Origin of the sequence: Enterobacter sp. PGRG2, from assembly GCF_030291195.1 — a bacterium.
Lineage (GTDB): Bacteria > Pseudomonadota > Gammaproteobacteria > Enterobacterales > Enterobacteriaceae > Enterobacter_D.
The window spans coordinates 3,849,594-3,864,935 of record NZ_CP127837.1; the positions used below are offsets into that span (position 1 = coordinate 3,849,594).

A 15,342-nucleotide genomic window follows, 5' to 3' on the forward strand; every position below is an offset into this window, starting at 1 on the left:
CCATCACTTCGCGCGGCTGGCGATGATCGCCTCCGCCACGTTGCGCGGCGCTTCAGCATAGTGGTGGAACTCCATGCTGTAAGTCGCCCGTCCCTGTGACATCGAGCGCAGCGTGGTGGCGTAGCCGAACATTTCCGCCAGCGGCACATCGGCGCGGATGATCTGGCTGCCGAAACGCTCTTCCAAGCCCTGCACCAGACCGCGCCGGGAGCTGAGATCGCCCATGATATTACCGGCGTACTCTTCCGGCGTTTCCACCTCGACATGCATCATGGGTTCGAGGATCGCCGGATCAGCGCGTTTCGCCCCCTCCTTAAAGCCGAAAATCGCCGCCATGCGGAACGCCATCTCCGAAGAGTCGACGTCGTGATAGGAGCCAAAGGTCAGCGTCACTTTCACGTCCACCACCGGATAGCCCGCCAGCACCCCATTATTCAGCGCTTCACGGATGCCCTTTTCCACCGACGGAATGTATTCCCGCGGTACCACGCCGCCTTTGGTGGCGTCTTCAAAAACGAAGCCCTTGCCCGCTTCCTGCGGCTCGAGCGTCAGCACCACATGACCGTACTGGCCTTTGCCGCCGGACTGGCGCACGAATTTGCCTTCCACCTCTTTAACCGTTTTGCGCAGCGTTTCGCGGTAGGTCACCTGCGGGCGACCGATGTTCGCCTCAACGCCGAATTCACGTTTCATGCGGTCAACAATGATCTCGAGATGCAGCTCGCCCATACCGGAAATAATGGTCTGCCCGGACTCTTCGTCGGTGTGCAGACGGAACGACGGATCTTCCGAAGCCAGTCGTTGCAGGGCAATACCCATTTTTTCCTGATCCGCTTTGGTCTTCGGCTCAATGGCCAGCGAGATCACCGGGTCCGGGAACTCCATGCGCTCAAGAGTGATCACCGCCGCCGGATCGGTCAGGGTATCGCCGGTGGTCACGTCTTTAAGCCCGACGCAGGCGGCGATATCGCCTGCCCGCAGCTCGTCCACTTCCAGCCGGTCATTGGCCTGCATCTGCACGATGCGGCCGATGCGCTCTTTTTTGCCTTTCACCGGGTTGTACACCGCGTCGCCTTTTTTCAGCACGCCGGAATAGACGCGGATAAAGGTCAACTGCCCGACGTAGGGGTCAGTCATCAGCTTGAACGCCAGCGCCGAGAAGGGTTCATTGTCGTCCGCATGACGTTCGATGGTGTCGCCCTTCTCATCCACGCCTTTGATAGCAGGAATATCCAGCGGCGATGGCATCAGCTCAACCACCGCATCAAGCATGCGCTGTACACCTTTGTTTTTAAAGGCGCTGCCGCAGAGCATCGGCTGGATCTCACCTGCGACGGTGCGGGCGCGCAACCCGGCGATGATCTCCGCTTCGCTGAGATCGCCGGTTTCCAGGTAGCGATCCATCAGGGTTTCAGTGGCTTCCGCCGCCGCCGAAACCATTTTTTCCCGCCACTGCTGCGCGGTTGCCAGTAAATCGTCCGGCACCGGCGCATAGCTGAAGGTCATGCCCTGGGTGGCGTCGTCCCACACAATGGCGCGCATTTTGATCAGATCGACCACACCGCTGAAGTGCTCTTCGCTGCCGATGGGGATAACAATGGGCACCGGATTGGCTTTCAGGCGGTCGATCATCATCTGCACCACGCGGAAGAAATCCGCGCCGGGGCGGTCCATTTTGTTGACGAAGGCCAGCCGCGGCACATGGTATTTGTTGGCCTGCCGCCAGACGGTTTCCGATTGCGGCTGTACGCCGCCCACCGAGTCATAGACCATAACCGCACCGTCGAGCACGCGCATGGAGCGTTCCACTTCTATGGTGAAATCAACGTGCCCCGGGGTGTCGATAATATTGATGCGATGCGGTTCAAAGCTGTGATCCATGCCAGGCCAGAAACAGCTGACCGCCGCTGAGGTAATGGTGATCCCGCGCTCCTGCTCCTGCGCCATCCAGTCCGTAACTGCAGCGCCATCGTGAACCTCACCCAGTTTGTGGCTCACGCCGGTGTAAAACAGGATACGTTCGGTAGTGGTGGTTTTCCCCGCATCGATATGGGCAGAAATACCAATATTACGATAGCGTTCAAGGGGGATGGGTCGGGGCATGATGCGTCCTTAGTCAGTTTGACAGTAAGCGACCGGCATGGTCGCGGGAGTTAACCAGGATCATCATAGTCCAACTGTACGAGTATATTCGAACTATTTTAGCTATAGTTATAGTTGATAATCTGGTGCGCCTGGCGCGTGGTATTGCCCGCAGCCTTCCAGTATATTACCCGGCCTGCTGTACCCTTTGTCTGACCATTACGGAGCCCTATGATCGCCAATCACCCTGAACGTGAACAAATCCGCCTTGAAAATGTGCTTTTCGCGCTGGGCAATCCCCTGCGGCTGGACATTGTGAAAACCCTGGCTGATGAGGGCGAACAGGCGTGCGGCGCGCTGCGCAGGGATGTGGCCAAGTCCACCATGACTCACCACTGGCGCGTACTGCGCGACAGCGGCGTGATCTGGCAGCGCCCGCAGGGGCGGGAGAATTTAATTTCCCTGCGCCGCGAGGATCTGGATGCGCGCTTTCCCGGCCTGATGGATATTTTGCTGAACGTGATGCATACGGAATAAACAATCATGACGGGCACAGACGCCCGTCGGCAGGCCGGTAATCAGAGACTGAAGCCATAATGAGAACCGTCGGGCAGCTCAATATCCAGACGCAGCTTACCGCCCGCCGCCTCAACATAGCGTTTTAACGATGAAAGTTTTAAATCGCGACCTGGTTTTTCCATGCCCGCCACCGTTGGCTGTTTGACGCCCAACGCCTGTGCCATGTCATTCTGGGTTTTGCGCACTTTTTCACGCAGCTCAGCAAGATGAATATTAAGCAGAATGTCCGCCGCCTGCGCTTCGGCGTTTGCCACGACGGCAGGATTTTCTTGCGCCAGAATTTGCGTCAGCGTTCTTCCCATCAGATTACCCCTTACGGTTAATTTTTTTCAGATGTTCGGCATACTCTTGTTCGGCAAGCGGCAGCATCACATCATAAAAGCGTTTCTCATTGCCCACCTTACTGCCTGCGCACAGGACGATCCCGGTGCGCATAACATCGAAGGCAAAAAAAGCACGGATCGGATCGCCGCGACTCTGGATACGCAGCTCCTTCATATTGGCGTAGCGTGAACCTCTGATGGTGTCTGCATAAGGCCTGGGCAGATGCGGACCTTTGGCCCTCAATACCAGCAGCGACGCCAGAATGCATTCCCGATCGGTATCATTTTGCATGCTGTACCAGGTATCGAATCTGTCCGTTGTTTCAATTACCCACATCTGCGCCCCTCAATAATATAGGTCAAAAGTTATATAGGTGCAAACCTATAAAAGAGAATGTGCACAATAAAATGCCGCATTACAGCCAGACAGTTGTCACGCCGGAAGGCGCCTTCAGAAAAATCGATGGTTGTTGCAGAGCATGCGGAATAAATGCGGTGAGGATCGGAAAGACGGATGCCGGGCGGCATATGCCCGGCGCTCGTATATCAGGTTTCCGGCAGCTCAATATGGCTGTCAGCGAGCGTACCCATCTGGTGATGCATGGCACAGGCGGCGTCGATAAGGGGCATCGCCAGCGCCGCGCCGCTGCCTTCGCCGAGCCGCATTCCCATATTCAGATACGGCTCCAGCCCCAGCTGCGCGAGGGCGATTTTCGCGCCCTTCTCCGCCGATAAATGCGAGGGTATGAGATAGGGCTTCACCGCTGGTGCGATACGGCAGGCCGCCAGCGCCGAGGCGTAAGAGAGATAACCGTCGAGCACCACCGGCAGGCCGCAGGAGGCCGCGCCGAGCATGACGCCGGTCATGCCCAGCAGATCGTAGCCCCCCAGTTTCGCCAGCACGTCCAGTCCGTCCTGCGCATCAGGCTGATTCACTGCTATTGCCCGCCTGACCACCTCCGCTTTATGGGGCAACTGCGGGGGCGGCAGATTCGCGCCTATGCCGACCACGTCTTCAGGCTGCGCGCCGGTAAATACGCTGACCATCGCCGCGGCTGGGGTGGTATTCGCCATACCCAGCTCGCCGACGCCGAACACCGTCACGCCCCGGGCCGCCAGTTCGCGGGTATAACGGATGATGTCAAGCAGCAGCGCCTGCGCCTGTTCGCGGGGCATTGCCGGGCCAACCGCGATGTTGCCGCTGCCGCGCGCCATTTTCATATTGAGGATGCCGGGAATGGGATCGCTGTCGATCCCCACGTCCACCACCAGCACTTGTGCCCCCGCCTGCGCTGCCAGTACGCAGACGCCGGTATTGTTGCGTGTCATGTTGGCGGTCTGGATTGCGGTGACAAACTGCGGCGAGACGGTCACCCCTTCCTGCCAGACCCCGTGATCGGCGCACATCACCACAATGGCTTTATCCGGCAGCGCGGTTTTGCCTTTCAGCCCCGGCAGACCGGCGAGCTGTACCGCCAGCGCTTCCAGCCGCCCGAGGCTGCCCGGTGGTTTAAGCAGCCCGTCGATATGCCGTTGTGCGGCGACCATGGCCGCGTCATCAGGAGCCGGGATCGGCGGGAATAGATCGATCAGTGTCTGCATGATGGTTCTCAGTGTGCGGGCTAGCGAAGCAGCGCCAGCATAAAAATGACTTCACCCAGTTCGATGGCGGCACCGAGCGTGTCCCCGGTCTGCCCGCCAAGCGTGCGTTTGAGCATCAGGCCGAGCAGGTAAATGGCGACGAGCGTTATCGCCAGCGCCAGCAGTCCCGTTATGCCCAACAGCATCGCCGCCAGTAAAGCGGTGATACCCAGCGTGATCAACGTCTGCGCCAGACTGATTTTGCCGATAAACAGGTTGCCGAGTCCCTCCTCGCGGGCATAGCGATGCCCGTACATCAGCAGCACGGAACCACCGCGTCCGGCGGCGCAGGCGGCGATCAGCACCGTCAGCACCGGCATATCGCGCAGGGCCAGTTCGGCGATGACCAGCACTTTCGCCAGCAGCACGACGATCAGCGCCAGGCCGCCGTGGGTGCCCAGCCGACTGTCGCGCATGATCGCCAGCATCCGCTCCCGCGTACGGGCGGAAAATACGCCGTCACAGGTGTCCGCCAGCCCGTCGAGATGGAAACCGCCGGTGAGCAGCGCCAGCGCCAGCACGCTGAACAGCGCCGCCAGCGGGATGCCGCACCAGCCGTCGAGCAGGATAAACACCAACCCGCCGAGCGCGCCGAGCACCACGCCCACCAGCGGAAAGGTGACGATGCCGCGTACGTACTGCTCTACCGCCAGTCCCTGCAGAAAGCGTTCCGGCACCGGGATGCGGCTCATAAAAGCAAGAGTGGCGAGAAAGAGTTTCATTTGATTTTGACTCCAATACCGGACACCACCAGCCAGACGTCATCGGCGGCCTGCGCCAGCCGCTGATTCACCCGCCCGGCGATATCACGAAAATGCCGCGCCAGCCGGTTTTCCGGCACAATTCCCATCCCCACTTCGTTAGTGACCAGTACCACCGACGACGGGCAGCGCTGACAGGCGACAATCAGCGCCTCGATCTGCTGCTGCACGCTGGCTTCCAGCGCCTGAAAATCCCAGCTGTCGGGATCGCTGTCGCCGCCCAGGGCAAACAGCTGGTTGGTGATGAGCGTGGTGATGCACTCCAGCAAGATCGCCTCCTGCGGATCGTTATCCGGGGTGATGATGTCGTCCAGCTGCTGCCAGCGCTCCTCGGTGCGCCAGTGCGCCGGGCGGCTATCACGGTGATGCTGGATCCGGGCGGCCATTTCCTCATCAAAAATCTGCGAAGTGGCGATATACAGCACCCGTGGTGATGCGCTGACCAGCGTTTCCGCATGACGGCTCTTGCCGCTGCGCGCGCCGCCGGTGACAAGGGTGATCATGCTGGCTCCTTATGCTCGCGCATAATCTGGTAGATTTTTTCGATGTCGATATGGCTGCGCATGGCGTCCGCCAGCCGGTCAAACTGCTGCGCTTTGTGATCCTGCCAGCTGAAGCCTGACGCCAGCGGCGGCAGATTTTTGCGCTGGCGCAGGCCGTTGATCACCGCGCGGGTAAAGGCATCGCTGTCGAACAGGCCGTGCAGGTAGGTGCCAAACACCAGACCGTCGTCGCTCACCGCGCCATCTGCCACGCGTTGCCCCTGTTTTTCCAGCCACAGCGCCGGGCGGCAGCCTTCGTGCCGCGTGGTGTCGCCCATATGGATTTCATAGCCGCTGAGCGGAATATCGCGGGCTCCCGCCAGCCAGCCGGGAAGCGCTGTGCCGCTGCGCGCCGTCACTTTTGTGGTGGTTTTCTGCGGCGCAAAGATCGTCTCCACCGGCAGGAAGCCTAAGCCCGGTTGCCTGCCCATGTGTGACTCCACGTCATCGGTGATGGTTTCGCCGAGCATCTGATAGCCGCCGCAGATGCCGAACACCGGCACCCCGGCGTGATGTAACTGCACCACCGCCTGCGCCAGCCCGCTCTCCCGCAGCCAGTGCAGATCGCCCAGGGTATTTTTACTGCCCGGCAGGATCAGCAGATCGCAGTGTTCCAGCTCATCGGAATGACGCACGTACCGCAGCCGCACGTCCGGCTGTGCCGCCAGCGCGTTAAAATCAGTGAAGTTAGAGATATGCGGCAGTTGCACCACGGCGATGGTGATCTCCCGTTCGCCGGTATGCCGGTATTTGCCGCGTTGCAGGGCCACGCCGTCTTCATCTTCCAGATCGATGTCCAGCCACGGCATCACGCCCAGCACAGGCACGCCGGTTAAGGCTTCGATTTGCCGCAGGCCGGAGGTCAGCAGCGCCACGTCGCCGCGAAATTTATTGATGATCACCCCTTTCACGCGCCAGCGTTCGTGCTCCTGCAACAGCGCGAGGGTGCCGTAGATGGCGGCAAAGACGCCGCCGCGATCGATGTCCGCCACCAGGATCACCGGGCATGCGGCCATTTCCGCCATACCCATGTTGACGATATCACGGTCGCGCAGGTTGATCTCCGCCGGGCTGCCCGCGCCTTCCAGCACCAGCACCTCGTACTCCTGCGCCAGGCTCCGGTAAACCTCGATAATCTGCTCACGCAGTTGCGGCTTGAAGTCGTGATAGCTGACGGCGTCCATGTGGCTGGCGACTTTACCCATCAGCACGATCTGCGCATGGCGGTCGCCGGTGGGTTTTAACAGCACCGGGTTCATGCGCACATCAGGCTCGATACCTGCCGCCTCCGCCTGAAAAATCTGCGCGCGGCCCATTTCGTGGCCGTCCGGCGTGATGCCGGAATTAAGCGCCATGTTCTGCGATTTGAACGGCGCGGTGCGCAAGCCGTCCTGCCAGAAAATCCGGCACAGCCCGGCGACCAGCATACTTTTACCCACATCCGAGGCGGTGCCCTGCACCATAATGGCTAAGGGTTGCGGTGATTGATTCATGATAGCCATCCGGAAAACGCCAGATGCACCAGCGCGAAAAGCACCAGCGCCAGGGTGGAGGCGACCCACATCAGTTGTACGGTGCGGGGAATGTCATCGACATGGATCTCACGGCGCGCGTCGCCAATCCAGGGTTTATCCACCCGCTGTCCAAAATAGTTATTCGGACCGCCCAGGCGAATGCCCAGCGCACCGGCGACCGTGGCTTCCGGCCAGGCGCAGTTGGGGCTGCTGTGATTACGGCGATCGCGGAAACCGATCCGCAGGGCGCGGGCGGCATCCTGACGACACAGCCAGGCCGCGACGCTGAACAGCAGCCAGCTGAGCCTGGCGGGAATAAAATTCGCCACATCGTCCATGCGCGCGCTGACCATGCCGATGGCACGGTATTTTTCGTGCTTGTAGCCGACCATCGAATCCAGGGTGTTCACCGCTTTATAGGCCATCGCCAGCGGCGCGCCGCCGAGCAGTAAAAAGAACAGCGGGGCTATCACGCCATCGACGGTATTTTCCGCCACGGTTTCCACCACCGCGCGCTGGATTTGCGCAGGCTGGAGTGCGGAGGTGTCGCGCCCGACGATCCATGACAGTTTTTCCCGGCTTTCTTCCAGCGTGCCGTGACGGAGGGCCTTTTCCACGGCGCGGGCGCTGTCGTCGAGGCAACGCGTCGCCAGAATGGTGTAGATCATCCACACCTCCACCAGCCAGCCGACCCACGGGTGCAGCGCCGTTGCCAGCGTGATGACGCCAGAGGCAACGCCCCAACTTATCCCCACCACCAGCAGCCACATGATGCCGCCGCCGATGCGCAGGGTAATATCCTGCCTGCAAAGGCGGCGCACCTGCCGCTGGACGATCGTAATGAGCGTGCCGATCCAGCGTACCGGATGCGGCCAGTGCGGCGGATCGCCAAGCCAGCGGTCAAGCAGCCAGGCGGCGCACCAGGCAAGCAGCGTCATGGCCTTTGCCTTAGGGAAAGGGAAAACTGAACGATCATAGATAGCCGGTAAAAGTGGAGGTTTGTCATCACTTTACACGGATGCGCGACGGGGGAACAGAACGGTGAGGGAGAGTCCCTCACCGCAAAGGAATTACTCGGCTTTAGGTTCGTGGGTTTTCATTTCACCCATGGTCTTGAGCTTTTTGGAGATCTCGCGACGCTCTTTGGAGATCTCGGCGTTTTTGATGATGTAGTCATCAACGCGATCTTCGTAATCGCTTTTCATGCTGGCGATGATGCCCTGGATGGCTTCAACGCTCATGCCCGGCTTGATGTAATCGCTCAGGTTATCCAGCAGCAGCACGCGTTTCTGGTTATCACGGATCTTTTTCTCAACGTCCTGGATTTCACGCTGGAGTTTGTTTTTACGACGGAACAGACGAACAAATTCCAGAACATCCTGAAACGAAGGCTTAGTAGTTTCCATTTTTACACCCCTGCTAATATAAGATTCGGATTCGTAAAAGCACCCACCCCGGCTCAACACTACTTTCAGCGGCTGCTAATGACAATGCTTTTGTGCCTGCGGGTATCATAACCCTAATTTATGCTGAATCGAAACAACACGCACGCATCCCCTGCACAGGTGGAGCTTATTTGCGCAGTGCGCGACAAATCAAATGCGACAGCAGTTCAAGCTGACGCGCCAGTTCCATACTTAACCATACATAGCCGTGCATCGGCGTTTCCGCCAGGGTTTCCCCCTGATGCGCCTGAATAAGCTCCCGCAGTTCACGGGTGATGTCGTTAAGCTTTTCGCTGTTCGCCACTATCGGCTGCGGGTTACCCTCGTAGAGCGCATGGGCAATGGTCAGCAGAGTCTGCTGCGTCATGTTTTGCATGTCACGCAGGGTATGGGCATTCAGCATCACCATATGGCTGGCGCGCGAGGCCCAGTGGGCATTGATTTGCAGCTCCAGTATGCACACCATATTGCGGCTCACCGTCTGGATCGCCTCAAAGATGGATTTTTGAATACGCGTCTCTTTGCTGGCGGGCGTGATAAGCCCGCGCATTTTCACCACGTCGTTAAGGATGGTTTGCAGGTGCTTTTCCAGCCGCGGACGTTCCACCAGGTTCGGTGAAAACCCCGCCTGATAGACGCGGTTAAAGGCGGTGACATAATTCGCCATCTGAATGCGCCAGTGGATAAAGGCGCGCTGCGGCCAGATACTGGTAAAAAGCATCGCCAGCAGGGAACCGAGAATGACATCGCCCCCGCGCCACAGCGCCGTATGCATATCCCCCGCGGGGGCACCCACCACCACCGCCAGGGTGATGCCGATCAGCAGCGCCTGATAGGGCTTTTTGCCGAGCGCCAGCCAGCCGCAGAGGAACATGGCCGCTGCGCACCACAGCAACATCACCGGCAGCGAAATCAACTCCAGCTTTAACGCCACCAGCCCCAGCGCCGAGCCAAAAATAGTGCCGCCGATGCGCTCCCAGGCGCGCGGTACCACGTTGCCCAGAAAAGAGATCGGCCCCATGATCACCACCAGCGTGATCAGCGGCCATGTGCCTTCGGGAACCTGAAGTAAGCGCACCAGTAAGAACGTCAGAATAAACGCCAGCGCGATCCGCACCCCGTGGACAATACGATAGTGACGGTAGAGACGAATTTCAAAAGGGCTGAGTGATTTGTCGGGGCGCACACCCGTTCTCCGGCTAAAACAACAAAGGCGCAATTGTAGCGGCTTTTTACCAGGCGATTTCCGCGTTATGGCCTGAATGATGGCAAAAATGACGATTTACTCGCCAGTCGCGCCATAAACGCCTCCAGGATCAATTCTGAAGGCTGGGCCAAAACGCCGTCAGAGCACTTTTGGCTCGACGGGGATATGCATGTCGATCTCCCAGTGCCCTTCGCCGCTGTCGGCATTGAGATAGATCTCAAAGCACGGACCCCGTGCAATCTGGTAATTCTGATCCGCTAACAGCGTGTCGAAGAATCCGTCCCAGGCCTGCTGGAAATCCTCGTTTTCAACGCGTGCGCGGGCTACCGCATAAGCGCCGCCGGGCAGTTCGGTGAGCATCACGCCTTCGCTGTTTTCCGGCAGGGCAAAGTCTTCATCCACCGCGATCACCACATCAGCACGCAGCTTTTCCGCCGGTACTTCATCGGGGTTGTCGTAATAGGCCGCGATCCACGCCCGCGGCAGCAGCTGCTTACTCTTAACCCACAGGGTCAGCTGTTCGAAGCCCTGCTTTACGGTTTTTTCCCACGGCCCCACCAGATGAAAACCGGCAATCTTACGCGAATCAACGTCTTTGATTTGATAGTCCATTGCTGCCTCCGACGAATTTAACTGTATGGATATACACTATAAATGACGCAAAATCACTATACACCCACTAGTTTGTCAGTATGCGAGCAGGCTCGCATACTCGCCACTCAGGCAGCAAAATGCTCAGGCTTTATGATGGAACCAGTCGTTGAGGCGCGAGAATACACCGCCCTTGCCGACGCTCTCCAGCGTGTACAGCGGCCAGTGGGCGATGACTTTGTCGCGATCGTAAAGCGCGATCTCCCCCACCTGCTGATGCGCCGCTATCGGCGCCTGTAAATCTTTGTTGGTCAGGGTGTATTTTGCCTTAATATAAGGCACTTCTGATTTGGGCAGCGCCAGCCAGAAATCCTGCCCGGTGCCAACCGCCACCTGTTTTTTATCGCCGAACCAGATGCGCTCGCTGCCGACCTTCTGACCCTGGCGCAGCACCTGCACCGTATCAAAATTCTGCTGGCCCCAGTGCAGCAGTTTACGCGCCTGGTCTTCGCGTCCTTTCGGACTGTCGGCACCCATGATCACTGAAATCAGGCGGCGCTGGCCGTCGACGGCAGAAGCGACAATGTTGAAGCCTGCGCCGGAAGTGTGGCCGGTTTTCAGCCCGTCCACATTGAGCGTTTTATCCCACAACAGGCCATTGCGGTTCTGCTGGGTAATCCCGTTCCACGTCAGGCTTTTCTCACTGTACATATGATAAAACTGCGGTTCCCCGTGGATAATAGCGCGGGAGAGCACCGCCAGATCCCAGGCGGAGCTGTGCTGCCCCGGCGCATCGAGGCCGTGCACGGTTTCAAAATGGGTGTCGCGCAGGTGCAGCTTCTGCACGTAATCGTTCATCATCTTCACAAACTGCGGCTGGCCGCCCGCCACATGATCCGCCAGCGCCACGCAGGCGTCATTGCCGGAATCGACGATCAGCCCGCGGCTGAGATCGCGCACCGTGACGCGGTCGCCCGGTTTGATAAACATCAGCGAGGAGCCGTCAAACACCGGATTGCCTTTCGCCCAGGCGTCCGGACCGACCGTTACCACCTCGTCCGGGGTGATGCGGTGGCTGTCAATGGCGCGATCGACAACGTAGCCGGTCATCAGCTTGGTCAGGCTGGCCGGGTTGCGCTGTTGATGTTCATTGCCCGCGGTTAATACCTGGCCGGTGGTGTAATCCATTAAAACCCAGGACGCGGCCTGGATTTGCGGTGGCTGAGGGGTGACGGGTAAATCGGCAGCCAGCGCAGAATTCACGCAAACAGCAATACATGATGCGGCAATAAACAAACGGCGTTTCAACGGGAGATCCTCTGATTCAGGTAAATGGCTGACCTTTTTACGGAATTTCTTATGTCGTTACTCCGTTTAATTGCAAAGAAATGTGACAGTGGCGCGCGGAGTCTGGATGATTGCTCGCAAAATCAGCAGCCGGATGGCATTTATGTCGGAAGAAGCGGCGGGATGGTTTACCATAGACAGGTCACTTCAAAACAGGATGAACTCACTGGTGTCTGATTCCGCTCCGCAGCCAACTTTTTTATTTCACGATTACGAAACCTTCGGCACCAGCCCGGCGCTGGATCGCCCCGCGCAGTTCGCCGCTTTGCGAACCGATGCGGATTTTAACGTTATCGGCGAGCCGGAGGTCTTTTACTGCAAGCCGGCTGATGATTACCTGCCCCAGCCGCAGGCGGTGCTGATCACCGGGATCACACCGCAGATCGCGCTGGCGAAAGGCGATAACGAAGCCACCTTCGCCAGGCGTATCCACGCCCTTTTTACGGTGCCGGAAACCTGTGTGGTGGGCTACAACAATGTGCGCTTCGACGATGAAGTGACGCGCAATATTTTCTATCGCAACTTTTACGATCCCTATGCCTGGAGCTGGCAGAATCACAATTCCCGCTGGGATCTGCTGGATGTGATGCGCGCCTGCTATGCCCTGCGTCCCGACGGCATCAACTGGCCGGAAAACGACGACGGGCTGCCGAGCTTCCGCCTGGAGCACCTGACCCGCGCCAACGGCATTGAGCACAGTAATGCCCATGACGCGATGGCGGACGTCTACGCGACCATCGCCATGGCGCAGCTGGTGAAGGCGAAGCAGCCGAAGCTGTTCCAGTATCTTTATGAGCATCGCAGTAAACATAAACTGACGGCGCTGATTGATGTGCCGCAGATGACGCCGCTGGTGCATGTCTCCGGGATGTTTGGCGCGTGGCGCGGCAATACCAGCTGGGTGGCCCCGCTGGCCTGGCATCCTGAGAACCGCAATGCGGTGATTATGGTTGATCTCGCCGGGGATATGTCGCCGCTGTTAACCCTTGAGGCCGATGCGCTGCGTGAGCGGCTTTACACCGCGAAAGACGATCTTGGCGATGACGCCGCCGTGCCGGTGAAGCTGGTGCATCTGAATAAGTGCCCGGTGCTGGCGCAGGCCAATACGCTGCGCGCCGCCGACGCTGACCGACTGGGGATTAACCGCCAGCACTGTCTCGACAACCTTAAACTACTGCGTGAAAACCCGCAGGTGCGGGAAAAAGTGGTGGCGATCTTCGCCGACGCCGAGCCTTTTGTGCCGTCGGAAAACGTCGATACCCAGTTGTATAACGGGTTTTTCAGCGATGCCGATCGCGCCGCGATGAAGATTGTGCTGGAAACCGATCCGCGTAATCTGCCGGCGCTGGATATTACTTTTGCTGATAAACGCATCGAAAAGCTGCTGTTTAACTACCGGGCGCGTAACTACCCCGGCACGCTGGATGAGGCGGAGCAGCAGCGCTGGCATGCGCACCGGCAGAGTATCTTCACAGAGGAATTTTTGCAGGCGTGGGTGCAGGAGCTGGAAATGCTCTACAGCCAGCATGAAGGAGACGCTGAGAAGCAGGCGTTACTGAAAGCGCTGTTCCAGTATGTGCAGGACATTGTCTGACCTCCCTCTTCTGAGGGCGGTACAGAAAGCAAAAAACCGGAGGCGTTAACCTCCGGTTTTTTTATACGTCATTTAGCGGGTGCTGCTTTTACTGCGGGATATCTTCGTACTGCGGAACCGGATTGCGGAAGCTTTTAGTCACGCAGGCCAGATACAGCAGACCGATAGCGCCCCAGATGAGGCCAAGGATCATGGAGCTTTCTTCCAGATTCAGCCACAGTGCGCCTACCGTCAGCGCGCCACACATTGGCAGCACCAGGTAGTTGAAGTGATCTTTCAGCGTTTTGTTACGCTTTTCACGGATCCAGAACTGGGAGATCACCGACAGGTTAACGAAGGTGAAGGCCACCAGCGCACCAAAGTTAATCAGCGCCGTCGCGGTCACCAGGTCGAAGTTAATCGCCAGCAGCGCAATCGCGCCCACCAGCAGCACGTTCCATGCCGGAGTACGCCATTTCGGGTGCACGTAACCGAAGAAACGGGTCGGGAACACGCCGTCACGGCCCATCACGTACATCAGACGGGATACGCCAGCATGCGCTGCCATACCGGATGCCAGTACGGTGATGGTGGAGAAAATCAGCACGCCGAACTGGAAGGTTTTACCCGCCACGTAGAGCATGATTTCCGGCTGTGACGCATCCGGATCTTTAAAGCGCGAGATGTCCGGGAAGTACAGCTGCAGGAAGTAAGAGGCCACGATAAACACCAGGCCGCCAATCAGCGCGGTCAGGAAGATGGCACGCGGGATCACGCGCTCGGCGTCTTTCGTTTCTTCAGACAGCGAAGAGATACCATCGAAGCCCAGGAACGAGAAGCACAGGATGGTTGCGCCGGTGATCATCGGCACCACGTGCGCGCCTTCGGACCAGAACGGACGGGTGCTGGTCAGCGTACCTGCGCCTTCACCGTGCGCCACGCCATAGACGATCAGGCCAATGATAGCCGCCACAATCCCCATCTGCAGGATCACGATCAGGGTGTTGAAGTTCGCCACTGATTTGATGCTGCGCAGGTTGGAGATGGTCATAAAGGCTACCAGCGCGACCACAAAAATCCAGGATGGCACGCTCGGCACCAGCGCTTCGAAATAGATTTTCGCCAGCAGGATGTTGATCATCGGCATGAACAGGTAGTCCAGCAGCGATGACCAGCCCACCATAAAGCCAACAGCCGGGCTGATGGATTTCTGGGCGTAAGTATAAGCAGAGCCCGCAGACGGGAAACGGCGAACCAGTTTGCCGTAGCTGAGCGCAGTGAACAGGATCGCCACCAGCGCAAAGGCGTAAGCCGTCGCGACGTGACCATCAGTCAATCCAGAGACAATGCCGAACGTATCGAACAGCGTCATCGGCTGCATATAGGCAAGACCCATCATAACAACCGGAATCAGCGTAAGGGTTTTACGCAATTCCACGCGAGAGGTTTTTGGAGTAACGTTATGCGACATGGTGAACCCCCATTACGGCAGATGCCATCGCAAATGCAAAAAATTGCCCCATCTGTTTTCTTTCCTCAGCGACAACGACTGTCGTTTTTTAAATGTGTATCTATCCGGTACGAAGCCCGGCCTCTTTGATTAAATGACGTTTTTATTGCAAAAAAAATAACCGACGCGTTTAACGTCGGTTAGTCTCATTTTTTGCAGGCGGCGTATTTTGCCCCAAATCCGGGCGCGATGACAAGACTGTGAAAGGCCTGTCATGCGAATATTTT

General features: G+C 58.3%; 15 protein-coding genes. 2 read left to right on the top strand and 13 right to left on the bottom strand.

The annotated features are described in order from the left end of the window. Positions 1 to 3: 3 nt before the first annotated feature. Positions 4 to 2,103: an elongation factor G gene (gene fusA, locus QRD42_RS17205; RefSeq protein WP_321987705.1), complete on the bottom strand. Its 2,100-nt coding sequence runs from the start codon at positions 2,101 to 2,103 to the stop codon at positions 4 to 6. A 210-nt stretch (positions 2,104 to 2,313) separates the two neighbouring features. Between fusA and QRD42_RS17210 the strand changes: the two genes are divergently transcribed. Beyond that, on the top strand, positions 2,314 to 2,619 hold the full coding sequence (locus QRD42_RS17210) for an ArsR/SmtB family transcription factor (protein WP_072568998.1): 306 nt from the start codon (positions 2,314 to 2,316) through the stop codon (positions 2,617 to 2,619). Positions 2,620 to 2,660: 41 nt separating this feature from the next. Here the strand turns inward: QRD42_RS17210 and QRD42_RS17215 are convergent, their stop codons facing one another. From QRD42_RS17215 to dacD, 11 genes are all read right to left on the bottom strand, one after another. Then, positions 2,661 to 2,963 carry a helix-turn-helix domain-containing protein gene (locus QRD42_RS17215; protein ID WP_321987706.1) on the bottom strand — a complete coding sequence of 101 codons (303 nt, stop codon included), beginning with the start codon at positions 2,961 to 2,963 and terminating at the stop codon, positions 2,661 to 2,663. 4 nt (positions 2,964 to 2,967) lie between these two features. Then, positions 2,968 to 3,321 (bottom strand): type II toxin-antitoxin system RelE/ParE family toxin, encoded by a 354-nt coding sequence (locus QRD42_RS17220; RefSeq protein WP_318363950.1) that lies wholly within the window; start codon positions 3,319 to 3,321, stop codon positions 2,968 to 2,970. Between the two features lie 209 nt (positions 3,322 to 3,530). Further along, positions 3,531 to 4,586, bottom strand: coding sequence for a nicotinate-nucleotide--dimethylbenzimidazole phosphoribosyltransferase (cobT, locus tag QRD42_RS17225; protein WP_321987707.1), 1,056 nt, complete (start codon positions 4,584 to 4,586; stop codon positions 3,531 to 3,533). 20 nt (positions 4,587 to 4,606) lie between these two features. Continuing rightward, the gene (gene cobS, locus QRD42_RS17230; RefSeq protein ID WP_321987708.1) at positions 4,607 to 5,347 is read right to left on the bottom strand and encodes an adenosylcobinamide-GDP ribazoletransferase; all 741 of its coding nucleotides are present in this window, start codon (positions 5,345 to 5,347) and stop codon (positions 4,607 to 4,609) included. Continuing rightward, positions 5,344 to 5,889 (bottom strand): bifunctional adenosylcobinamide kinase/adenosylcobinamide-phosphate guanylyltransferase, encoded by a 546-nt coding sequence (gene cobU / locus QRD42_RS17235; protein WP_321987709.1) that lies wholly within the window; start codon positions 5,887 to 5,889, stop codon positions 5,344 to 5,346. Before cobU ends, cobS begins: the two co-directional genes overlap by 4 nt. Further along, positions 5,886 to 7,421: a cobyric acid synthase gene (locus tag QRD42_RS17240; protein ID WP_321987710.1), complete on the bottom strand. Its 1,536-nt coding sequence runs from the start codon at positions 7,419 to 7,421 to the stop codon at positions 5,886 to 5,888. Before QRD42_RS17240 ends, cobU begins: the two co-directional genes overlap by 4 nt. Continuing rightward, a complete protein-coding gene (gene cbiB, locus QRD42_RS17245) occupies positions 7,418 to 8,380 on the bottom strand; it encodes an adenosylcobinamide-phosphate synthase CbiB (RefSeq protein WP_321987711.1) in 963 nt (320 codons plus the stop codon). The genes QRD42_RS17240 and cbiB overlap by 4 nt, the downstream gene beginning before the upstream one ends. Positions 8,381 to 8,512: 132 nt before the next feature. After that, positions 8,513 to 8,848 (bottom strand): DUF496 family protein, encoded by a 336-nt coding sequence (locus QRD42_RS17250; protein WP_072569006.1) that lies wholly within the window; start codon positions 8,846 to 8,848, stop codon positions 8,513 to 8,515. A gap of 166 nt (positions 8,849 to 9,014) precedes the next feature. After that, a complete protein-coding gene (locus tag QRD42_RS17255) occupies positions 9,015 to 10,073 on the bottom strand; it encodes an FUSC family protein (protein ID WP_072569007.1) in 1,059 nt (352 codons plus the stop codon). Positions 10,074 to 10,232: 159 nt separating this feature from the next. Further along, a complete protein-coding gene (sbmC, locus tag QRD42_RS17260; RefSeq protein WP_321987712.1) occupies positions 10,233 to 10,706 on the bottom strand; it encodes a DNA gyrase inhibitor SbmC in 474 nt (157 codons plus the stop codon). Positions 10,707 to 10,829: 123 nt separating this feature from the next. Then, on the bottom strand, positions 10,830 to 11,993 hold the full coding sequence (gene dacD / locus QRD42_RS17265; RefSeq protein WP_321987713.1) for a serine-type D-Ala-D-Ala carboxypeptidase DacD: 1,164 nt from the start codon (positions 11,991 to 11,993) through the stop codon (positions 10,830 to 10,832). A 196-nt stretch (positions 11,994 to 12,189) separates the two neighbouring features. Here dacD and sbcB point away from each other — a divergent pair, with 196 nt between their 5' ends. Next, positions 12,190 to 13,626 carry an exodeoxyribonuclease I gene (gene sbcB, locus QRD42_RS17270; protein ID WP_415877722.1) on the top strand — a complete coding sequence of 479 codons (1,437 nt, stop codon included), beginning with the start codon at positions 12,190 to 12,192 and terminating at the stop codon, positions 13,624 to 13,626. Between the two features lie 88 nt (positions 13,627 to 13,714). Here sbcB and QRD42_RS17275 read toward each other — a convergent pair whose 3' ends face one another. Beyond that, on the bottom strand, positions 13,715 to 15,076 hold the full coding sequence (locus QRD42_RS17275; RefSeq protein ID WP_072569010.1) for an APC family permease: 1,362 nt from the start codon (positions 15,074 to 15,076) through the stop codon (positions 13,715 to 13,717). Positions 15,077 to 15,342 lie beyond the last annotated feature (266 nt).